This window comes from Agarivorans sp. B2Z047, from assembly GCF_023373605.1.
Lineage (GTDB): Bacteria > Pseudomonadota > Gammaproteobacteria > Enterobacterales > Celerinatantimonadaceae > Agarivorans > Agarivorans albus.
This window is the reverse complement of record NZ_CP088080.1, coordinates 1,065,388-1,087,638: the sequence shown is the minus strand read 5'-3', so window position 1 is coordinate 1,087,638 and position 22,251 is coordinate 1,065,388. Positions and strand designations below refer to the sequence as shown.

Genomic DNA, 22,251 nt, shown 5'->3' with positions numbered 1-22,251 from the left:
CTAACTACTCTTTAATTAACGCTTGGCACACCGCTGCTACTTTGTCAGTGGCATCGGTGATTGCCTGCTTTCGTGCATTGCGAGCACAAGATAAACGCAATGCAGGATCAGCAAATTCATTCAGTACTGCCGCAATATTTTGCGGCGTAAATTCCGTTTGTTTTAACAAACGTGCGGCATCGGCTTTAACCAAAACCTGCGCGTTTTTGGTTTGATGGTCATCAACGGCATAAGGCAGCGGAACAAAAATAGCCGGAATACCCGCTGCAGCCACCTCTGACACCGTTAGCGCGCCAGCGCGACAGAGTATCACATCTGACCATTGATAGGCTGCTGCCATGTCATCAATAAATTCGACAATTTTAGGTGCTTCGCTCAAATTTTTATCAAGTTCTTGCTGGCGGTAAGCATCCACTGCGCTGCTATGTTTGTTTTTACCCGCTTGGTGCCAGATTTTTAAATCAAGTTGGCTTTGTTTTATGCCCTCGGCTAACTGCTCGTTAAACACCTGTGCCCCTAAACTGCCGCCAATAACTAACAAGTTAAAACTGGCTGAATCACTTTCACTCTTTTCATCTAAAGCTAATACTGACTCACGTACAGGATTGCCAACTACTTCGGCTTTATCTAAAGCCCCCGGAAACGCCATTAGTACTTTGCTGGCAATTTTGCTCAACATTTTGTTGGTAAGACCGGCAGCCGCGTTTTGCTCATGTAAAACCAATGGTTTTCCTAGCAGCCAGGCCGCTATACCACCAGGGCCACTGGCAAAGCCGCCCATACCTAATACAACATCGGGTTGATAGCGCTTAATAACGGCTCGGGCCTGACGAACCGCGTTAAGCAATTTAAACGGCGCCGCCAGTTTGCGCAGCAAGCCATTTCCACGAACCCCTTTAATGCTAATAAAGTCGATAGGGTAACCATGTTTAGGCACCAATTGAGCTTCCATACGCTCGGCTGTTCCTAACCACGACACATCCCAGCCCTGCGCCGCCAATTTATCGGCGACAGCTAAACCCGGGAATACATGACCACCTGTGCCACCTGCCATTACTAATAGTTTATTTTGCTTAGCATTAACCATGAGCATCTCTCTTATAGGCCTGACAGTTGGCCAATCGAAGTTCATGATCAATTCGCAATAAGATAGCTACCGCTATCGACATCGCCAATAAGCTGGAACCACCATAAGAAATTAACGGTAAGGTTAACCCTTTAGTTGGCACCAAGCCTGAAGCAGCGCCAACATTTACCATGGTTTGAAAACTAAACCAGATACCAATACCACAAGCTAAGTAACCGGCAAACGCTTGCTCTGCCAGTAAAGCCTGCTTACCAATTTTCATGGCGCGGCTTACCAACAAAATAAGTAGCAACAAAACCGCGCAGACACCGATAAATCCGAGTTCTTCGGCTAATACAGCAACCACAAAATCGGTATGCGCTTCTGGCAAGTATTCAAGCTTCTGAATAGAGTTCCCCAAGCCTTCACCTAGCCAGTCGCCTCGACCAAAAGCCATTAGAGATTGAGTTAACTGATAACCACTACCAAAAGGATCTTGCCAAGGGTCTAGAAAAGAGGAAACACGGCGCATCCGGTAAGGTTCTGCGATAACCAAAGTCACCACCGCTACCACACCGGTAAAAATCAAACCAAAGAACTGAATAAGCTTGGCGCCAGCTAAAAACAGCATGCCTACAGTGGTTACAAACATAACTACTACACTGCCCAAATCGGGTTGAGCCAGTAACAATACCGCCAAGAAGAAAAAGACGATAAGTGGCTTTAAAAAGCCTTTTAAGTTTTCACGTACCTGCTCATGGCGACGCACTAGATAACCGGCTAAGTACGTGAACAACGCGAGTTTGGCAAACTCGGCAGGCTGCACATTAATCGGCCCTAAACCAATCCAGCGACTACTACCGTTAATATTGCGGCCAATCAGCAATACCAGTACTAAAGCAACACCCGACAATAGCAGTAACTTGGCATTATGAGATTGCCACCATGCCAGCGGGATTTGCACCACAAAAGCCATAGCGGCTAAACATAACAACAAATAAATACCGTGCCGTTTAGCAAAACGGAATGGATCGTCGTTAATCGCGATGCCTTCTGGAATAGATGAAGATGCCACCATCACTAGCCCCATCACCATTAGGCATAAGGCTAACCACAATAAATGACGGTCGAACAAAAGCGGCTCTTGGCTTTCTTTAGCGGCTGGGTTTAACCACTGTATGGTATTCTCGAACCAAAGTGGTTTAGACATTACTTTCATAGCGCCTCCACCAGTTCACAGAAGTGCTGCCCGCGCACTTCAAAATTCTTATACATATCCAAGCTGGCGCAGGCAGGAGACAACAAAACTATGTCACCCTCTTTGGCTTGTTGCTGACACCAACTAAAACTCTCTGCTAAATCTTCTTTTAGCTCGATACGCTGATCTAAATCTTTAAAGCGTTGCTTGTCTTTACCAAAGGCAACAACGCCGGCAACTTGGCTAAAGGCAGCTTTTAACTCACGTAAATCGCCGCCTTTAGCATCTCCACCAGCGATTAACCAAAGCTGACCTTGGCCACCAGCTAAGCCATTTAAGGCGGCTAAGGTAGCGCCAACATTGGTAGCCTTAGAATCGTTAACCCAAGCAATACCTTGTTTGCGAGCTACCAACTGACAGCGATGGGCTAAACCTTGATAGTTTTTTGCGGCTTGTAAGCAAGCATCAATATTAAGCCCTGCAGCCTCTGCTAAGGCTAATGAAGCAAGTATATTGGCAAAATTATGTGTGCCAACCAGCGCCAACTCAGAGGTGGCTAATAGCGCTTGTTGCCCACGCATTAGATATTGCTGATCTTCACTTAAGCGATAATCAGCATCTAAATGAACAGAAAAACTTGAGCTGTTCTGGGGCTTGAATTGCGGCTGAGATAATTCGTCATCCAAGTTGATAACCGCATATTCAGCATTCTGGTAAACCGTTTGTTTCGCGGCAATGTAGTCGCCCATGCCTTGGTATCGGTCCATATGGTCTTCGCTAACATTTAGCAATGTAGCGGCTTTAGCGCGAAGACTCTTGGTTGTTTCCAACTGAAAGCTCGACAGCTCAAGAACATATAATTCGACCTGCGTCGAAAGCAAATCTAGGGCAGGCACGCCGATGTTACCGCCTACAGCAACATTAACTCCGGCGTGATTAGCCATCTCGCCCAACAGGCTAGTGACTGTACTTTTACCGTTTGAGCCAGTAATCGCAACGATAGGGGCTTCGGCGTAATGACAAAATAGCTCAACGTCACCCATTAGCTGAACACCAGCTTTCGCCAAGCTTTGTAACTCTGGCGTGGCTAAAGCAATGCCTGGACTAACAATCACCACGTCACATTCAAGCAATTGCTTAAGGGGCAGCTCGCCACACACCACTTGCAAACTAGAGGGTAGCGAAGCTAAGCCAGGAGGCCGCTGGCGAGTATCACAAACTAAGGGCAACACTTCGTGCTTAAGTAAAAAGCGCACAGAGCTAAGCCCGCTGGCACCAAGGCCAACGACCGCATAGCGTAGTTGTGGCTGTAACTTACTCACTGTAATTACTCTTCCTATACTTTAAACAGCTCGCCTAACGCACCTTAAGGGTGGCTAAGCCAATCAAAACTAAAATTAATGAAATGATCCAAAAACGCACTATTACTCGAGGCTCTGGCCACCCTTTGAGCTCATAATGGTGGTGAATCGGCGCCATTCGGAAAATGCGCTGCCCACGTAACTTGTACGATCCTACTTGCAGGATTACCGACACCGTTTCCATCACAAATACGCCGCCCATAATCACCAGCAACAACTCTTGGCGAACCAATACAGCTACAGCGCCCAATGCTGCGCCTAGGGCTAACGAACCTACATCGCCCATAAATACTTGAGCTGGGTAGGTATTAAACCAAAGAAAGGCTAATCCTGCTCCCACCATGGCGGTACAAACCACCACTAGCTCACTGGCTTGTGGGATATAAGGAATAAACAAGTAACTTGAAAAGTTTACGTGGCCGGTTAAGTATGCGACGAGAGCAAAGGCTGATGCCACCATCACGCTTGGCATTATCGCTAGGCCATCTAAGCCGTCCGTTAGGTTAACGGCGTTGCTACTGCCTACAATGACCAAATATGTGAGAGGGATAAATAGCCAGCCTAATTGCGGCATAATGTCTTTGATAAACGGCAACACCAGTTGGGTTTGAGCCGCAGAGTCAGAACTCCAGAATAGATAAACCGCAACAATTAGCGCGACAACTGATTGCCAAAAATACTTCCAACGGGCAATTAAGCCCGCAGGGTCTTTGCGGATAACTTTACGGTAATCATCAACAAAACCAATTGCGCCATAGCTACCAAATACAAATAACATTACCCATACATAAGGGTTGTCTAAACGCGCCCACAATAAGGTAGACAAAAACACCGAGGCAATAATCAGCACACCGCCCATAGTGGGAGTACCCGACTTGCTCAAGTGAGACTCTGGCCCATCGTTACGCACGGTTTGACCAATTTGTAACAACTGTAAGCGACGAATAAGTTTTGGCCCCATCCATAGTCCAAAGACTAAGGCGGTCAAAATGCTGACAATTGCTCTAAAGGTTAAATACCCAAATAGCGAAAATCCACTAAAGTATTGCTGCAGATATTCCGCTAACCAAACTAACATTCCAAACCCTTTTTATAATATTGCTGTAACTGTTTAACGACTTTTTCCATATGGGTCGAACGAGACCCTTTAACCAACACAAGACACGGAGAATGTTGCGCTTCTAAGGCTGTGATAAGCTGCTCACAAAGCACTTCATGGCTGTCGAAACCGAGTGAAGACTGACCGATTTCAGCCAGCACTTCGTCAAAAGACGCGCCATAAGAATACAAGCTGATGTCACTGTCAAGTGCCCGTTTAACTAAGTCGTTATGCACCTGTTTAGTTTGCTGTCCCATTTCCCCCATGGCTCCAGCGATAAGGAAGCGCTTACCTTCAAAATTGGCCAAAATATTGATAGCCGCATTAAATGACGCCGGGTTAGCGTTATAGCTATCATCAATTAGCTGAATGCTGCTATTTAACGATTGCACGTTCACCCGCCCCGGCACTTTATCCAATTGTGCCAAGCCTCGGCTTACTTGCTCTAGCTTGGCTCCCATGTTTAACGAAAGCGCAGCCGCAGCGACAGCATTTTTAACATTGTGCTCGCCCGCCAAATTAATTTGTATAAGCGCCTCACCGTTTGGCGTGTGCAATACAAAACGGCTGCCACTTAAACCTAGAGATTCGATAGCGCTGGCATAATAATCGGCATTAACGTTATCTAAAGAGAAATGCTCAATTTTAGCCGGACGAGCTACTTCATCTAAGTACTCTTGATAGCTAGATTGGTACTCACACAGCGCTAACTGCTCAGCACCCAGCTCGCCAAATAACTCAGATTTAGCTTTTAATACGCCGTCTTGAGAGCCAAAGCCTTCAATATGCGCAGCAGATACATTATTGATTAAAGCAACCTTGGGTTTTACCAAGCTCACTGTGTAGGCAATTTCACCGATATGATTTGCGCCTAACTCTAATACACCCAACTGATGCTTTTCGGTCGCGCGAAGCAGCGATAAAGGCACCCCAATATCGTTGTTAAAATTGCCTTTGGTGGCTAATACCTCAAAACCCTGTGACAAAATGGCCGTGGTCATTTCTTTCACCGTGGTTTTACCATTGCTACCAGTAATGGCGCAGCAACTTAACGCCAACTTCTCTCTTACATAACAGGCCAGTTGTCCGAGCGCTAAACGGGTGTCTTTGACTAACAACTGAGGCACATCAAGTGCTAATTCACGCTCGACTAGCAGCGCAGTTGCGCCTTGATCAATAGCTTGTTGCGCGTAGTTATGAGCATCAAATCGCTCACCCACCAAAGCAATAAACAAGGCTTGAGACATCTGCTCGCGAGTATCAGTACTAATTGACTGAACAATTAAACTATCGCCCACTAGCTGAGCATCTAAGGCTTGTGTGAGTTCTTTAAGGCTTAAGGCAATCATGCTTTCGCCCCCACTAGCTGCTTAACGACTGCGCGTTCATCATAGTCACGCACTTCAGCACCAATAATTTGATAGCTTTCATGGCCTTTACCAGCCACCAAAATAATATCTTTATCACGAGAGTGCGTAAGCGCATATGCAATCGCCTCACAGCGATCGTGAATAATGGTTACGGCTTCAGCTTGATTAAAGCCAAGCAATATATCGTCGGTAATCGCCTGAGGATCTTCAAAACGAGGGTTGTCGTCGGTAACAATAACTTGGTCTGCCAAGCTCTCAGCTATTTCTGCCATTAGAGGCCGTTTACCCTTATCTCTGTCGCCGCCGCAACCAAAAATACAAATAAGCTCGCCGCTACAATGCTGGCGCAGGGCTGTTAAGGCTTTTTCTAAGGCGTCAGGCGTATGCGCGTAATCAACAACCACCGAACGTTTACCGGCAAATAACTCCATTCGACCAGGTACCGCGCTAAGAGCAGGTAACTGAGTAAGCAAGCTTTCTAATGGAAGACCTAAGAACTGCAAACAAGCTATAGCGCTTAGTAAATTATCAGCATTAAAACGCCCTAAAAGCGGACTCTTAAAAGTAAGCTTTTCATGCCTAGTTTGGGGGCTAAACAAATAACCGCTTGCCCCTAACTCGCTGAACTGCAGGTTAGCGATTTGCCAATCAGCAGTGCTATCTTCTAGCGACAAAGATTGAGCACTTGGATAGTGCTGCAGCAACTGCTTGCCAAAACCATCATCGGCATTGATTAAACGACATTCTAAACTTGGCCAGTTAAATAAGGCTTGTTTCGCGCGGCCATACTCAGCCATGCTGCCATGGTAATCAAGGTGGTCTCGGCTAAGGTTTGTGAATATCGCAACCTTGAACGGCACACTCGCCACTCGCTGCTGCACCAAGCCATGCGACGATACTTCCATAGCGACTAATTCATAGCCTTGCTGATTCATTTCACAAAGCTGGCGCTGAATAGTAATCGCGTCAGCCGTGGTGTTTTCACTCGCAACCAGCTTACCCGGCTCACCATTACCTAACGTTCCCATCACCGCAGCCCTAATGCCGCTTAGTTTTGCCAAGTTAGCAATTAAATGGGTTACTGTGCTTTTGCCGTTGGTACCAGTAACACCCACTAAAGTAAGCGGATTACCATCTGGAAAATAGGCCGCTGACGCTAATTGCGATAGCTGTTGGTTCAAGCGCCAAAAGTAAATGCAGGCAACTTGCTTGTGCCATACTATTTGACCATGAGATTTTTCATCATCCGCATCAGCAAGTACCGCCACAGCTCCAGCACTAATCGCCGAATCAATATAGTTGCGGCCATCAACTTGATGGCCTTTAACCGCAACAAATATATCACCTTGCTCAATCTCTCTGCTATTTAGAGAGAGGTGATTAAAGCTGATGTCTGGGGCAACCGTTACCGAAAATTTCGCTAACAATGCAGACAAACTAGGTTTCACCATTATTGCCTCCATTTAGCTGTACCACTTGGCTGGTATTGTCATCGGGGGCAACATTTAAATACTGTAATCCGCCTTGCATCACTTTCGAGAAAACTGGAGCAGCAACATCGCCGCCATAATAGCGGTCGGTTTGTGGTTCATTAACAAATACAGCAATGGCAAGTTTAGGGTTACTCACTGGAGCAACACCTGCAAAAATAGCAACGTAATCATCACCATAGCCACCACGAACCGCTTTACGGCTGGTACCAGTTTTACCGGCTACACGATAACCAGGTACTGCGGCTTTCTGCCCGGTACCACCATCTTGAATAACCGATTCCATCATCTCCAATACAGCTTGTGCTTTGTTTTGCTCAAACACTCTCTCGCCTGTTGCTGGCTGCTGTAACTTAATGATGGATGTTGGTCGAAATACTCCACCAGCTCCCATCGTTGCGTAAGCTTGAGCGAGTTGCAGAGGAGTAACCATTAAGCCATAGCCAAACGATAAGGTAGCAAGTTCAAAATCTGACCAACGGCGACGCTGCGGCATTTGACCGCCCGATTCGCCAACTAAACCTAAACCAGCATCGTTACCAAAACCCACATCGTAGAATGTATCAAGCATCCCCTCTACTCCCACTTTTAGGGCTAATTGGCTAGTGGCAACGTTGCTCGATTTTTGAATGACTTTGGTTAAACTAATTTCACCGTAGTTGCGCGAATCTCGGACTCTACGCCCGCCAATCTGCATCCAACCAGGACTGGTATTAATCATACTGTTTGAACGAATGTGGTCGCGCTCAAGCGCAGCAATAACCGATAGTGGCTTAACCGTAGAGCCCGGTTCATAACTATCGGTTATTGCACGATTACGATAGCGATAACTTTGAAACTCGTTACGATTGTTAGGATTAAAAGACGGGCTATTAGCCATAGCTAATACTTCACCAGTTTCAATATCTAACACGACCACACTGCCAGAGGTGGCTTTGGTCTCGGTGACGGCTTTTTTGAGCTCACGATAAGCGATTGCTTGGATCCGTTGATCAATACTTAAAGCAATATTCTGCGCTTGTTTGGCTTGATGAATAACATCCAGATCTTCAACTACGCGACCTAAGCGGTCTTTGCGTACTTTACGCTTACCGGGTTCTCCAGTAAGCCAGTCGTCATAGCTACGCTCAATACCTTCTAAACCGTGGTCATCAATATTAGTAAAACCAACAAGGTGAGCACTCACTTCGCCGGTAGGATAAAAACGACGGGACTCAGGTTTTAAATAAACCCCTTTGATTTTGAGTTTAGTAACATAGTCAGCAACTGCCGCACTCACTTGGCGCTGTAAATAAACAAAACGACGTTTCGGATTACTGACTCGTTGTTGCAAGCTATCTACGTCGGTATCCAATACTTTAGCCAAGGCCGCCCAAGCATCACGATTGGCTAAACTATTTTGGTCTGCCACATGTTTAGGATCAGCCCAAATAGCGCGCACAGGTACACTCACGGCTAACTCGTTACCTAAACGGTCGGTAATTACACCACGCTCTGCATAGCCGGTTTTAGTGCGAATCGAGCGTAAGTCACCTTCATAAATAAGCTTATCCGGTGCAATAACTTGAATATAAGCCGCACGACTTACCAATGCAGTAAACACTAAGCAAACCACTGCCATCACCAGCACAAAGCGCCAGTGGATGAACAGTCCTTGTTTATTTGCCTTAGCATTCATTAGTTTGTGATTACCACTTGTTCTTCAATTTTGGGTCGGTGCATATCTAAACGCTTTTTAGCTATGCTCTCTACGCGGCTGTGTTCAGCCAGCGCGTTTTGTTCTATTAATAAATGTCGCCATTCAACATTGAGTGCATCCCGGCTCATCATCAATGACTCTCGTTGTTCAACAAACATTCTGGTGTGGTGAGTTGTCCACACCACACAAAAGGCCGAAACCACCGCAGCCACTAACAACAAAAAGTGCTGCTTGTTACGCCACACATCTTTCGAAATCGCCCGCAATAAATTGGGCTGGCGGCTAACCTCGTCCATTACAAACGTTTTGCTACCCGTAACACCGAGCTACGTGAGCGCGGGTTTACTTCAATTTCTGCTGCGCTAGGTTTTATCGCTCGGCCAATACTCTTTAAATAACGTCCGCTGGCTAACTGCTCTTCGGTAAGCGGCAAACCTCTTGGAAACTGCTCGCCTTTTTCTTGCTTTCTAATAAAGCGCTTCACCATACGATCTTCTAAAGAATGGAAACTAATCACCGCTAAACGGCCATCGGTCGCTAAACTATTCATAGCGCCTAGCAAGGCTGTGTCTATTTCATCTAACTCGCTGTTAATATAAATACGAATGGCTTGAAAGCTGCGAGTCGCCGGGTGTTTGTATTTATCTTTAACAGGGCAAGCTTCATCAATAATCTTGGCCAGCTGCAAAGTACTAGTAAGAGGCGTCTCCTCACGGGCATTCACAATCCCGTGAGCAATTCGTTTTCCAAACTTCTCTTCGCCAAAGGTTTTAATCACCCAAGCAATGTCTTCTTCTGCGGCATGAGTTAGCCACTGAGCGGCGGTTTGTCCTTGCGAAGTATCCATTCGCATATCTAAAGGGCCATCGCGCAAAAAGCTAAATCCACGCTCAGCGTCATCAAGTTGCGGGGACGACACGCCTAAATCCAGCAATACGCCATCAATTTTTTTCGCTAGACCCAACTCTGTAATGTACTGTTCAATGCCAGAAAAAGGACCATGAACAATTTGAAAACGAGGATCGTCGGCAAACTGTTTAGCGGCTTCAATTGCGCGAGGGTCACGGTCGATAGCAATCAAACGTCCTTTACGACCTAGTTGCTGTAAAATAGCGCGACTGTGCCCACCTCTGCCAAAGGTGCCATCCACGTAAATGCCATCTTCTTTAATGGCTAAGCCGTCGATACACTCTTGTAACAGTACCGAGGTGTGAACAAATTCAGTACTCATACTAAAGCGAAAAATCTTTTAGGTTATCAGTTAACATATCAACGTCCTCTTCTAGGGCTATATCTGCAGCAATTTGTTGCTGCCATTGCTCTTCTGACCACAGCTCAAATTTGTTGAGCTGGCCAACCAGCATTATTTTTTTCTCCAAACTTGCGTGTTGACGCAACGGAGGTGGAATTAACAAACGACCATTTTTGTCCATCTCGCAATCATCGGCATAACCCAATAGCAAGCGTTGCAAACGACGCTCAGCCGGGTTCATGCTAGATAAGCGTTTGAGTTTACGCTCAATTTCTTCCCACTCAGCTAAAGGGTAAAGCAGTAAACAGCGATGGTTTATATCAATGGTGCACACCAATTGACCGTGACACTCTTCCATCAACCACTCGCGATACCGGGTCGGCATAGTCATGCGTCCCTTCGCGTCTAAGTTGATTGAGCTAGCGCCGCGTAACATCAGTGTTAATTCCCCATTTATCCCTAATTAATTCAGTTGTTGGGCAAACAGATCCACTATGATCCACTTTATCCCACAATTCACTAAGTTTAAGGACGAGTCTCGCCCTTTGCAAGCGACCTTGAGCAAGAAAATGAACAAAATTCCACCAACCCAAATAAAGAAAAGCCTAAAGACTTGATATACAAAGCGGCCACGCTACTTTTAGCCAAAAAATAAATAAAATTTAATGTCATATTAATTTTGAGGAATAGCGAACTGGAGGCATTAAATAGGTAATGAGTGCGAGTTGTGTGATTGAATTGAAAAAGCCCTGTTGTTAAACAACAGGGCTTTAATAGAAAGGGAGTTGGCCGATAAGCCGGGTTTTGTCGTGAACAATCATTCGTCTAGGCCATTAATCGCTTAATGGCTCAAGCAGCCTACCCGCCCCCAACGCGGGTCGCGCCTTAAGGGGGCCTATTTGGCCTTGCTCTGGGTGGAGTTTACCTCGCCACATACTGTTACCAGACGCGCGGTGCGCTCTTACCGCACCCTTTCAGCCTTACCTGTACTCCGAGGAGCCATCGGCGGTCTTCTCTCTGCTGCACTTGTCGTGGGCTCGCGCCCCCCAGGCGTTACCTGGCACCCTACCCTATAGAGCCCGGACTTTCCTCCCCTTCGCCCGTCTGCCACTCCCGAAAGAGCGCACAACGACGAAGCAGCGATTGCCTAGCCAACTCCGGTGGCGGACTATAGCAAACAATTATCAGCAAGAATAGCGCTTATTCGCCGTGCTTTAGTCCGTAGTCATAAAGGGCGTTTTTCTTTAAACCGTAAATTTTAGCGGTAAGTGCTGCGGCCTTCTTTAGTGGCAACTCTGTTTGCAATAACTTAAGCGTATCTAAGGCATCTACCGGTAACTGCTCACTGTCTTTTTGGTAACCGGCCACAATTAGCACCATCTCCCCTTTTTGTTGGTTGGGGTCGGCTTTAACCCAAGCAAGCAGCTCTGCAACGGGCAATGATTTAATGGTTTCAAAGGTTTTAGTTAGTTCGCGAGCAAGCACAACTTGCCTATCTTCCCCTAAGCAACTAACTATGTCGGCGAGGCTATCTAAAATACGGTGAGGCGATTCGTAATATACTACTGAGCGAGTTTCTTGACGAAGTTCGTCTAATCTTTCTTGGCGTGCTTTAGTTTTAGCCGGTAAAAAACCTTCGTACAAGAACCTATCTGTAGGTAAACCAGCTACCGACAGCGCGGCGATAGCCGCGCAAGCACCCGGCAAAGGCACAACCGGGTAGCCTTTAGCGCGAAACGCATTAACTAGGTGGTAGCCGGGATCATTAATCAGTGGCGTTCCTGCATCGGAAACTAACGCAATGTCATTCCCTTCTAGCACTTGTTGCTCTAACCAGGCTATTTTTTGTTGCTCGTTATGATCGTGTACCGCCACGCAGCGAGTACCAATTTCATAATGACTAAGTAACCGGCCAGTGTTGCGCGTATCTTCGGCTGCAATCATCGACACATCCTTAAGCACTTGAATAGCACGCTGTGTGATATCTGCTAAATTGCCGATAGGAGTGGCTACAATATAAAGAGTACCGATGGCTGACATAAACTCACCTCTGATAAAAACGGCCTCTACTTTAATCAAAAGCCTCACTTGCCTCAACCTTTCACCACTTCGATTGTAGATTATTTAGCGTTTGGCTCTTAATATATGCACTAACTAATCAATACTAGTGGTATAAACCTTGAAACATAACCTGATCTCAGCGCTACGTTATCTCAGTTTAAGCCTTATGCTTTTGCTCGCAGCCTGTAGTAGCGGCCCAACCAAGCCGCCTATTGTTGCTATAGACCTTCCTTCTATTGCTGTTGCGCCTGAACATAATGCAGAGTTTTATTTGGATCAGGCTAGCATTGCGCCAGTAGAGCAAACCTTTGAATGGGAGCTCCTTGCAGCTAAGGCATACTACCAACAAGGCATGTTCCAAGCTGGTGATGCTGTAACCACATCCTTAAATAAACAAGCAAACACGGTACAACGTGGGGCAGGCTTGCGCTTAGTAAGCGCCTACGCTTTGGAGCTTCAAGGCCAATACACCCCGGCTTTAGCATTATTAGATTTTGACCCAGCCTGGCAACTACCCGATGACTATTGGTACGCCTATTTCCAAGCCCGCGGCAACATTTATCAAAAACAAAATAATCCTTTAGCTGCTTCTGGCGCTTTTATCGAGTTAGACCGTTATCTATCAGAAGAAGCCCGAGAAGCAAACCATCAAACCATATGGCAACTGCTTAAACCGCTTACCGCGTTTACTCTTCGCAGCTTTCAGCAGCCAGGTAACGAATTACGCAACGGCTGGTTAGAAATTGTTGCGATAAGTAACGAACCCAAGCAATCACCGGAGAAACTGGTAGCTAAACTACAAACTTGGAAAACCGAATATCCAGCTCACCCAGCGCTAGATTATGTAGCTGGTGACCTAGCGAAAGCGCTAAGCATTACTCCTTATACGCCACAAAAAGTTGCAGTTTTGCTGCCGTTAAGTGGTAAATACCAAAATAACGGTTTGGCGGTAAAAGACGGTTTAGTATCTGCCTTCTTAGATAGCCAAACAGAGTTTTCCAGTGATACCGAATTGGTGTTTTACGATACCCAATCCCAAGCAATGGAAACGCTCTATCCCCAGCTTGAGCAAGACCAAATCGATTTCATCGTTGGGCCGCTATTAAAATCGCAGTTACGCAGTTTATTAAACCTTGCTCCAACCCAGCCAGTGTTCGCTCTTAACGATGTGCAAGCTGGTGAACAGGAGCAACAGTTTTTCTTCCCACTCTCGCCTGAGGATGAAGCCAAACAAGCCGCTCAGTTTATGGCGCAACGTGAAGAGCAAAATCCACTGCTGTTAGCCCCACAAAGCAGCTTGGGCAAGCGCATGGCTGAGTCATTTACAGAAGAATGGCAAACCCTTTCTAGCTCTCCTGTAGATGTTATCTACTACGCTAACCGCAACGATCTACAGCGCGCAGTACGTAAATTGTTACATACCGATATGAGCCAGCAGCGTATTAGCCAGTTCAAGCAGATTTTGGGACAGGATTTAGAAGCTGAAGTACGCTCTAGAAGCGATGCAAACTCTCTGTATTTGGTGGGCAACAATACTGAAACTAAGCTAATTAAGGCGTTTATTGATGTAACCGTAAGCCCATTTGCAGTAAGCCCACGCTTATATGCCAGCTCGCGCAGCTACGACAAAAATGATGAAACCAGCGAAAACGAGTTAGACGGCATCTACATCAGCGAGATGCCTTGGATATTAGAGCAACAGTCGGTAAATGCGATTCGCCATCAGCAGCTTTGGCCTAGCTCTTCAGACTCGCAGAAACGTTTGTACGCTTTGGGTTATGATGCCTACTCACTAATTAGTCAACTAGCTCAAATGCGCGGCTATTCAGACTATCAGCTAAATGGTTTAACCGGAAAACTCAGTGTTAACCAACAAGGTTTAGTGATACGACAACTTACGTGGACTCAATATAAAGATGGCCAACTGGTTCCCTTGGAAATCCAAGCTAACACGCTTCAAGACCAAGATATTGAATAAAGGGCAAGCTGCAGAGCAGCAAGCGGCTAGCTATCTAAGCAAGCAGGGTTTACGGCTGATTGAGCAAAACTATCATTGCCGCCGCGGCGAGATAGACCTAATTTGTAAACAGGGCGATACCTGGGTTTTTGTGGAAGTTAAATACCGCAAAAGCCTTAGCCATGGCGGAGCGGCTGCAGCGGTCGACCAGCACAAAATGCACCGTATACTGCTTAGCGCACAACACTATTTACAACAAAAAAATTTGAACCAATTTGATACTGCAATGCGTTTTGATGTTGTTGCTATTCAAGAGCAAGCACCTTACCTAGAATGGTTTCAGAACGCGTTTGGGGAATAACATGCAAGAACGAATCAAAGAAATATTTAGAGAAAGCATACAAACCAAAATTGCTGCTGCAGAAGCACTACCCGATGCAATTGAAAAAGCTACAGTGATCATCGCTCAAGCATTGCTCAACGGTAACAAACTGCTCATTGCAGGCAATAGCGCAGGAGCGGCGCTTGCTCAGCAGTTTTCAGCTAACTTGGTTAACCGCTTTGATACCGAACGCCCTAGCCTTCCAGCTTTAGCACTTAGCACCGACAGCTCAGTGCTAAGTGCCATTGCGAATGATTACTCCTTTGATGAAGTGTTTGCCAAACAAATTCGCGCGCTAGGCCAGCAAGGCGATGTACTTGTTGCCATCTCCGATTCAGGTAACTGTCGCAACGTAATTAAAGCCATGGAAGCGGCAGTAAACCGCGACATGACAATTATTGCGCTAACCGGAAAAGATGGCGGTGAAATGGCCGGTCTGCTTAGCGAGCAAGACGTTGAAATTAGAGTGCCAGGTGAACAGAGCGTACGCATTAACGAAGTACACTTACTGGCCTTAAACAGTTTATGTGATTTAGTAGACCGTACGTTGTTTCCCCAACAGGAGGATTAAAGGATGTTACGTATCATCACCGTTGTTGTTTTGGCAGGGCTACTACAAGCCTGTGCTGGAGCAGTTGTAGTGGGTGCCGGAGTAGCAGCAGGTGCAGCAACAGATAGGCGCACCATAGGCACTCAATTTGATGACCAAACTATAGAACTTCAAGCACTTAGCGAACTGGGCAAAGAAGAGAGCATTTGGCGAGAAAGCAAGCTATCGGTAGTTGCGCTTAACGGCAGAGTACTGGTCATTGGCCAAACTCCAAATCAAGAATATTTCAACAAAATCACTCAAGTTGTCCGCGATGTAAGTGGTGTACAACAAGTACTCAACGAAGTACGCATCAAAGCACCTGTATCTTTAGGTGTACGTAGCAATGACTCTTGGATTACCACCAAAATCAAATTTAAGATCTACGAAGACAGCAAGCTTCCACCTGGTAAGATAAAAGTCATTACCGAAGACAGTGAAGTATTTCTTATTGGGTTTGTTACCGCAGAAGAAGAACGCTTAGCGATTGATATTGCCCGCCACGAGACAGGCGTAGCCAAAGTGATTAAAGTATTTGAGCTGATAGAAGCCAGCTAGCAAATTTAAAATAGATACAAAAAAGCGCCTTTCGGCGCTTTTTTATTTTACGATGGTGAGTGTCGGCTTCTTCGGAGTATCCTCTTTCACCGAAACATCTTCAGGCTGACTCTCAAGCTCTTCCACTTGCTCGTAAGCAGCTTCTGGCTCAAATACGGTACCTGCACCATTTTCTCGGGCATAAATCGCGACAACGGCTGCCATAGGCACATAAACCTGAAACGGCTTACCACCAAAACGTGCGCTAAAACTTACGTGCTGTAAGTCCATATTAAAGGCCGCAATCGCCGACGGAGCAATGTTTAGAACAATCTGCCCATCATTTACAAATTGGCTGGGCACGGTCACGTTAGCTTGGGTAGCATCCACCACCAAGTGAGGAGTCAACTCGTTGTCTAACAACCAATCAAAAAAAGCCTTAAGCAAATAAGGCCTATTTGGGGTCATCTCTTCACTCATTAACCTAAAAACCCATCGCGAATTTCACGCTCTGCATCGGTCAGTGAAGCTTGGAAAGATTCACGGTCGAATACACGGATCATATAAGATTTGATTTCTTTAGAACCCGCACCTTCAAGCTCGATGCCTAAAGTAGGTAAACGCCATAATAGAGGTGCTAAGTAGCAGTCTACTAAGCTGAATTCTTCACTCATAAAGTAAGGCATTTCAGCAAAAACCGGTGCAATGCTTAACAGACTTTCTGTTAATTGCTTACGTGCAGCTTCGGCGTTCTCACCTTTTTCAATTTGCGCAACCAAGGTGTACCAGTCGTTTTTGATGCGGTGCATCATAAGGCGGCTTGAACCACGCGACACAGGGTAAACCGGCATTAGCGGTGGGTGAGGAAAACGCTCGTCTAAATATTCCATGATGATCTGCGATTGGTACAACACCAATTCACGATCAACTAAGGTTGGAACAGAGCTGTACGGATTCAAATCAATTAAGTCTTCCGGTAAGTTGTCCGGATCTACCTGATTAATTTCTACGCTGACGCCTTTCTCAGCCAAAACGATACGTACCTGATGACTATATAAGTCGTTAGCACCAGAGTATAGCGTCATTACCGAACGCTTGTTGGCAGCTACAGCCATTGAATCCTCCAAAAACCATCTAAAATAAATACACAAACGGCAACAGCATAAATGCTATTGCCGATAATTAAATACTAGCTCAAGACTTAGTGTACGTCGCGCCAGTATTCTTTCTTCAATAGATAACTAATAATGAAGAAAATGAATAAGAAACCAAGCACCCAGTAACCAAGACGTTTACGCTCTAGCTGAATAGGTTCAGCAGAGTAAACTAAAAAGTTAACTAGGTCTAAAACAGCGTGGTCATACTCATCATCGCTCATCTCACCGCTGCCATCTGATTGGATGCCAACGTAGATTTGCTGATCTTCACCATCAATCATTCTTGTTTCATAAACCGCGTTTGGCACACCTTGCAACTCTTGCAACACATGCGGCATACCAACACTTGGAAATACTTTGTTATTCACCCCAAATGGACGCGTCTCATCAACATAAAATGAACGTAAGTAGGTATATACCCAATCAGCTCCACGAACTCGAGCTACTAAGGTTAAATCTGGAGCTGGTGCACCAAACCACTTAGCAGCGTCTTTTTCTTGGATGGCATTTTGCATCAATTCACCTGGTTTTACCCCGGTAAAAATCAAGTTTTCTTCCATTAACTTAATTGGAATACCTAAATCTTCTGCTACACGATTATAACGCTGGTATTGAGCACTATGACAGCCAAAACAGTAATTCATAAACAATTTCGCGCCGTTTTGTAACGAAGCTTTATCACTTAAGTCATAGTTCGCTTTGTCTAAAGGAACTGTCGAACCAGCGGCAAACGCCAAGCTAGGAACCAGCAACGCGAATGCTAAAAAAATATTTTTCATCATTTGGTCACCCTTTCTGGAACTGGCTTAGTTTTCTCGTTTTTACTGTAAATCCACAGTAGTAGGAAATAACCAAAGTAACCAACAGTTGCGATACGTGCGATCCAAGTTAATAGGTCGGTTGAAGGTAAAGCACCTAGCACCCCTAGAATCACAAAACATATAACAAACTGAGCGATGTTAAGCTTATGTATGACACTACGGTAGCGAATTGACTTCACTTTACAGCGGTCTAACCACGGTAATACAAATAACACCGCAATAGATGCGCCCATCATCACTACACCCAGTAATTTATCGGGTACCGCACGCAAAATTGCATAGAACGGTGTGAAATACCAAACCGGCGCAATATGTTCTGGCGTTTTAAGCGGATTAGCTGCTTCAAAGTTTGGCGGCTCTAGGAAGAAGCCTCCACCTTCTGGGAAGAAGAACATCACCCAACAGAAGAAGAACAAGAAGCCAACAATGGCGGCTAAATCTTTAACCGTAAAATAAGGGTGGAAAGGAATACCATCCTTCGGCCAACCATTCTCATCTTTGTTAGCTTTAATCTCGATACCATCTGGGTTGTTAGAGCCTACTTCATGCAACGCTACAATGTGTAAGAACACCAACATAACCAACACCAGGGGCAATGCAATAACATGCAAAGCGAAGAAGCGGTTTAAGGTTGCACCAGAGATAACATAGTCACCACGGATCCACAGGGTTAGGTCTTCACCAATTACCGGAATAGCCCCAAACAGTGAAATAATTACCTGCGCGCCCCAATAAGACATTTGTCCCCAAGGAAGCAAGTAACCCATGAATGCTTCGGCCATCAATACCAAGAAAATTAACATCCCGAACAGCCAAATCAGTTCACGAGGTTTTTGGTAAGAGCCGTAAATTAAGCCACGATACATGTGCAAATAAATCACCACAAAGAAGGCTGACGCCCCGGTGGAATGCATGTAACGCAGTAGCCAACCATATTCCACATCACGCATGATGTATTCAATAGAGGCAAATGCTCCATCACCTGATGGGTTATAGTTCATAGTTAGCCAAATACCTGTAAGGATTTGGTTAACTAATACCACCATGGCAATAAAGCCAAAAATATACCAAAAGTTAAAGTTTTTTGGTGTTGGGTATTGGCCCACGTGTTTATTGTAGGTCTTGGTCAACGGGATCCGTTCATCGATCCAACCGATAAGTGCCTTCATCTTATGCCTCTCCCTGGTCCAAGCCGACCAAAATGGTGGTTTCATCAACATAGTGATGTGGAGGAACAACCAAGTTTAGTGGTGCAGGTACACTTTGGAATACTCGTCCGGCCATATCAAACTTCGAACCATGACAGGGACAGAAGAATCCATATTCAACACCTTGAACTTGCTCAGCAAAACTGCCAGGTAAATAGGTGGGTGAACAGCCAAGGTGAGTACATAAGCCCACACCTACAAACAACTCAGGTTTGATTGAGCGGTGTACGTTGACTGTGTAATCGGGTTGTTGAGGCTCCTCGGAATCAGGGTCACGCAACCTATCACCAATGGTGTTTAGGTTATCTAGAACTGATTGAGGACGGTTAACCACCCAAACAGGTTTACCACGCCATTCAACACGTAGTAATTGTCCAGGTTCTATTTTGCTAATATCCACTTCTACCGGTGCTCCAGCTGCTTTAGCTTTGGCACTCGGATTCCATGAACTGATAAAAGGTACTGCGGCAAACGTAGCTCCTACACCACCGACAACAGCTGTTGTCCAGGTTAGGAAGCGACGGCGGCCAGCATCGACAGGAGCGTTGCTCATCCAATGTCTCTCCGGTAAGGATCCGCGCAATTATTGTAATTTTCCTTGCGGCATGCTGCACAAGGTAGCGTTTTTCTGCTACTGGTAGCGTTTACTTGCTACTACATTATTGCAGGTAAATGCGAACAAAATAGTAATAAAAAACACACAAATTGACAAGGGAAATCAAGGTTTTTAACCTTTTAGAATAAAGAAAAGCCCGGCATAGCCGAGCTTTTTTGTAACACGAATGTGTATAGCAATTAACGTTTAGAGAATTGCGGACGACGACGTGCTTTACGTAGACCAACTTTCTTACGCTCAACTTTACGCGCATCACGGGTAACGAAACCAGCTTTACGTAACTCAGGACGTAGACTTTCGTCGTATTCCATAAGAGCACGAGTGATACCGTGACGGATAGCACCAGCTTGACCAGTTGTACCACCACCTTTAACGGTAACTAGTAGGTCAACTTTTTCTAACAATTCAGTTAGTTCAAGTGGTTGACGAACTACCATACGAGCAGTTTCACGGCCAAAGTAAACGTCCAAAGTACGGTTGTTTACAGTGATGTTACCACTACCTGCTTTTAGAAATACGCGAGCAGTAGAGCTTTTGCGACGGCCAGTGCCGTAGTATTGATTCTCAGCCATTATTCAAATTCCGTAACTTAAATGTCTAATACTTGTGGTTGCTGAGCCGCATGAGTGTGCTCAGGTCCAGCGAATACTTTCAGTTTACGGAACATTGCACGGCCTAGAGGACCTTTTGGCAACATACCTTTCACTGCAGACTGGATAACACGCTCAGGAGCTTTTTCGATTAACTTTTCAAAGCTAATTGATTTTAAGCCACCTGGGTAACCAGTGTGCGAGTGGTAAATTTTACCTTTCGCTTTGTTGCCTGTTACGGCTACTTTCTCAGCGTTAATTACGATGATGTAATCACCAGTATCAACGTGAGGAGTATATTCAGCTTTATGCTTACCGCGTAGGCGAGAAGCGATTTCAGTTGCGATACGACCCAGAGTTTTACCATCTGCATCTACAACGTACCAGTCGCGTTTAACGCTGTCTGGCTTGGCTACAAAAGTTTTCATTTGTATATATAACCCAAAATAACTGTTACACATGTGTTTGTGATAATCACAAACGTGAAAGTAGCCACTCATAGTATCCCTTCGAATACGGAGTAAGCTGGATTGTTAGTATCACCAAATCGGTGACATGTAACGTGGGGTGGCAAGACTATAGGGGAAGTACAAAAAAAAAACCACCCCTAATTAAGATTATTTAAGGTAAGTGCTCTCTTTCCAAGTATTCATGAGACTGCATTTCTTGTAAGCGAGATAAACAACGTTCAAATTCAAAACTCAACCGCCCACCTTGATAGAGTTTTTCTAAGGGCACTTCAGCAGCAATAATTAAAGTAACGTTTCGCTCATAAAACTCATCAATTAAAGCAATAAAGCGTCGAGCGGCATCATCATTTTTAGCGCCCATTGCCACTACACCCGACAACAGTACTGTGTGATAAAGCCTTGCCAGTTCAATATAATCTAACTGGCTCCTCGCCCCTTCACATAACTCACTAAATTCAACATGCAACACACTATCGGCTTCATTCACAAAATTAATCATCCGCTGATTAATTTCAATCTGACCTAGTGCTTGGCGTGGTTCGTTAGACAATTGCAAAAAGTATTGGGCTAAGTTTTGCTCCGCTTGTTGATCTAAGGGGTAATGATAAATCTCTGCCTCATTAAGGGTGCGCATTCGATAATCACTGCCGCCATCTACATTGATAATTTGGCAATTTTGTTGAATCAACTTTATGGTTGGCACAAAGCGTTGGCGCTGCAAACCATTTCGGTACAAATCTTCAGGCGGTATGTTTGAGGTAGCAACAAGAGTTACTCCCCGTTCAAACAAAGCTTCGAATAGCGTTCCCAAAATCATTGCATCGGTAATGTCTGAAACAAAAAACTCATCAAAGCAGATAACTTCTGCTTCTTCATATAAACGATCTGCCACGACCTCTAAGGGATTAGTTTGAGCAGTTAAGCTTTTTAACTCTTGATGCACCCGCTGCATAAAGCGGTGGAAATGCACTCGCATTTTACGTTGCTGGGGTAAGCAGTTAAAAAATGTGTCCATGAGGTAGGTTTTTCCTCGGCCAACTCCTCCCCACATATAAAGGCCTTGAACAGGTGACTTAGTGGATATATCTACGTTGGAAAATCGACTTTTTAACTTGGAAAAAAAAGATGAAGGAACTGCAACGGAAGCGGGCTTTTCGTTCAACTGATCAAATACACGTTGTAATTGAGTAACGGCAAATGCCTGGGCATTGTCTTTTATAAAATCATGAGCTTGCAGATCTTGCTCGTATTGTTGCTGTGGAGTCATCCTTTCCCTATTCCCAGAACCCGCTAAAATTAGTCGAAAATTGATAGTACCATGTGAAAGC

23 protein-coding genes and 1 other RNA gene are annotated in these 22,251 nt (G+C 45.3%); 4 read left to right on the top strand and 20 right to left on the bottom strand.

Translation table 11 applies throughout. The annotated features are described in order from the left end of the window. Positions 1-4 precede the first annotated feature (4 nt). The 12 genes from murG to rsmI form a co-directional block, all read right to left on the bottom strand. On the bottom strand, positions 5-1,087 hold the full coding sequence (murG, locus tag LQZ07_RS05090; RefSeq protein WP_152780600.1) for an undecaprenyldiphospho-muramoylpentapeptide beta-N-acetylglucosaminyltransferase: 1,083 nt from the start codon (positions 1,085-1,087) through the stop codon (positions 5-7). Next, positions 1,080-2,285, bottom strand: a complete 1,206-nt coding sequence (gene ftsW / locus LQZ07_RS05085) for a cell division protein FtsW (RefSeq protein ID WP_152780602.1) — start codon at positions 2,283-2,285, stop codon at positions 1,080-1,082. Before ftsW ends, murG begins: the two co-directional genes overlap by 8 nt. Then, complete coding sequence (gene murD, locus LQZ07_RS05080; protein WP_249483544.1) at positions 2,282-3,586, bottom strand: UDP-N-acetylmuramoyl-L-alanine--D-glutamate ligase; 1,305 nt, start codon at positions 3,584-3,586, stop codon at positions 2,282-2,284. The genes ftsW and murD overlap by 4 nt, the downstream gene beginning before the upstream one ends. 34 nt (positions 3,587-3,620) lie before the next feature. After that, positions 3,621-4,703: a phospho-N-acetylmuramoyl-pentapeptide-transferase gene (gene mraY, locus LQZ07_RS05075; RefSeq protein ID WP_016400780.1), complete on the bottom strand. Its 1,083-nt coding sequence runs from the start codon at positions 4,701-4,703 to the stop codon at positions 3,621-3,623. After that, positions 4,697-6,073 carry a UDP-N-acetylmuramoyl-tripeptide--D-alanyl-D-alanine ligase gene (gene murF / locus LQZ07_RS05070; protein WP_152780604.1) on the bottom strand — a complete coding sequence of 459 codons (1,377 nt, stop codon included), beginning with the start codon at positions 6,071-6,073 and terminating at the stop codon, positions 4,697-4,699. The genes mraY and murF overlap by 7 nt, the downstream gene beginning before the upstream one ends. Next, positions 6,070-7,545: a UDP-N-acetylmuramoyl-L-alanyl-D-glutamate--2,6-diaminopimelate ligase gene (murE, locus tag LQZ07_RS05065; protein WP_152780606.1), complete on the bottom strand. Its 1,476-nt coding sequence runs from the start codon at positions 7,543-7,545 to the stop codon at positions 6,070-6,072. Before murE ends, murF begins: the two co-directional genes overlap by 4 nt. After that, on the bottom strand, positions 7,532-9,262 hold the full coding sequence (locus LQZ07_RS05060) for a peptidoglycan glycosyltransferase FtsI (RefSeq protein ID WP_016400777.1): 1,731 nt from the start codon (positions 9,260-9,262) through the stop codon (positions 7,532-7,534). Before LQZ07_RS05060 ends, murE begins: the two co-directional genes overlap by 14 nt. Beyond that, entirely contained in the window at positions 9,262-9,579 is a 318-nt protein-coding gene (gene ftsL, locus LQZ07_RS05055) for a cell division protein FtsL (protein WP_152780608.1), read from the bottom strand. The genes LQZ07_RS05060 and ftsL overlap by 1 nt, the downstream gene beginning before the upstream one ends. Further along, positions 9,579-10,514, bottom strand: coding sequence for a 16S rRNA (cytosine(1402)-N(4))-methyltransferase RsmH (rsmH, locus tag LQZ07_RS05050; RefSeq protein WP_152780609.1), 936 nt, complete (start codon positions 10,512-10,514; stop codon positions 9,579-9,581). The genes ftsL and rsmH overlap by 1 nt, the downstream gene beginning before the upstream one ends. A 1-nt stretch (position 10,515) precedes the next feature. Continuing rightward, entirely contained in the window at positions 10,516-10,971 is a 456-nt protein-coding gene (gene mraZ, locus LQZ07_RS05045) for a division/cell wall cluster transcriptional repressor MraZ (protein WP_016400774.1), read from the bottom strand. Between the two features lie 341 nt (positions 10,972-11,312). Beyond that, an RNA gene (rnpB, locus tag LQZ07_RS05040) (RNase P RNA component class A) lies at positions 11,313-11,694 on the bottom strand. Between the two features lie 41 nt (positions 11,695-11,735). Continuing rightward, positions 11,736-12,575 (bottom strand): 16S rRNA (cytidine(1402)-2'-O)-methyltransferase, encoded by an 840-nt coding sequence (gene rsmI / locus LQZ07_RS05035; protein ID WP_152780611.1) that lies wholly within the window; start codon positions 12,573-12,575, stop codon positions 11,736-11,738. Positions 12,576-12,714: 139 nt separating this feature from the next. Here rsmI and LQZ07_RS05030 point away from each other — a divergent pair, with 139 nt between their 5' ends. Genes LQZ07_RS05030 through dolP form a run of 4 tightly spaced genes read left to right on the top strand, consistent with a single transcriptional unit; the run spans position 12,715 to position 16,082 of the window. Next, positions 12,715-14,574 carry a penicillin-binding protein activator gene (locus LQZ07_RS05030; protein WP_040306931.1) on the top strand — a complete coding sequence of 620 codons (1,860 nt, stop codon included), beginning with the start codon at positions 12,715-12,717 and terminating at the stop codon, positions 14,572-14,574. Next, complete coding sequence (locus LQZ07_RS05025) at positions 14,567-14,914, top strand: YraN family protein (RefSeq protein WP_246612310.1); 348 nt, start codon at positions 14,567-14,569, stop codon at positions 14,912-14,914. Before LQZ07_RS05030 ends, LQZ07_RS05025 begins: the two co-directional genes overlap by 8 nt. Position 14,915: 1 nt before the next feature. Then, a complete protein-coding gene (locus tag LQZ07_RS05020) occupies positions 14,916-15,506 on the top strand; it encodes an SIS domain-containing protein (protein WP_016400769.1) in 591 nt (196 codons plus the stop codon). A 3-nt stretch (positions 15,507-15,509) separates the two neighbouring features. Then, positions 15,510-16,082 carry a division/outer membrane stress-associated lipid-binding lipoprotein gene (gene dolP, locus LQZ07_RS05015; protein WP_152780615.1) on the top strand — a complete coding sequence of 191 codons (573 nt, stop codon included), beginning with the start codon at positions 15,510-15,512 and terminating at the stop codon, positions 16,080-16,082. Between the two features lie 42 nt (positions 16,083-16,124). Here dolP and LQZ07_RS05010 read toward each other — a convergent pair whose 3' ends face one another. The 8 genes from LQZ07_RS05010 to zapE all read right to left on the bottom strand — a co-directional run bounded on the left by LQZ07_RS05010 (position 16,125) and on the right by zapE (position 22,190). After that, entirely contained in the window at positions 16,125-16,529 is a 405-nt protein-coding gene (locus tag LQZ07_RS05010; RefSeq protein WP_152780617.1) for a ClpXP protease specificity-enhancing factor, read from the bottom strand. A gap of 11 nt (positions 16,530-16,540) precedes the next feature. Next, positions 16,541-17,176 (bottom strand): stringent starvation protein SspA, encoded by a 636-nt coding sequence (gene sspA, locus LQZ07_RS05005; protein WP_016400766.1) that lies wholly within the window; start codon positions 17,174-17,176, stop codon positions 16,541-16,543. Between the two features lie 86 nt (positions 17,177-17,262). After that, a complete protein-coding gene (locus tag LQZ07_RS05000) occupies positions 17,263-17,997 on the bottom strand; it encodes a cytochrome c1 (RefSeq protein WP_040306950.1) in 735 nt (244 codons plus the stop codon). After that, on the bottom strand, positions 17,997-19,208 hold the full coding sequence (locus LQZ07_RS04995) for a cytochrome bc complex cytochrome b subunit (RefSeq protein WP_152780619.1): 1,212 nt from the start codon (positions 19,206-19,208) through the stop codon (positions 17,997-17,999). Before LQZ07_RS04995 ends, LQZ07_RS05000 begins: the two co-directional genes overlap by 1 nt. 1 nt (position 19,209) lies before the next feature. Next, on the bottom strand, positions 19,210-19,800 hold the full coding sequence (gene petA / locus LQZ07_RS04990; protein WP_016400763.1) for a ubiquinol-cytochrome c reductase iron-sulfur subunit: 591 nt from the start codon (positions 19,798-19,800) through the stop codon (positions 19,210-19,212). Positions 19,801-20,042: 242 nt separating this feature from the next. Further along, positions 20,043-20,435: a 30S ribosomal protein S9 gene (gene rpsI / locus LQZ07_RS04985; protein ID WP_040306930.1), complete on the bottom strand. Its 393-nt coding sequence runs from the start codon at positions 20,433-20,435 to the stop codon at positions 20,043-20,045. Positions 20,436-20,452: 17 nt separating this feature from the next. Then, positions 20,453-20,881 carry a 50S ribosomal protein L13 gene (gene rplM / locus LQZ07_RS04980; protein WP_016400761.1) on the bottom strand — a complete coding sequence of 143 codons (429 nt, stop codon included), beginning with the start codon at positions 20,879-20,881 and terminating at the stop codon, positions 20,453-20,455. Positions 20,882-21,074: 193 nt separating this feature from the next. Then, positions 21,075-22,190, bottom strand: a complete 1,116-nt coding sequence (gene zapE / locus LQZ07_RS04975; RefSeq protein WP_152780621.1) for a cell division protein ZapE — start codon at positions 22,188-22,190, stop codon at positions 21,075-21,077. Positions 22,191-22,251 lie beyond the last annotated feature (61 nt).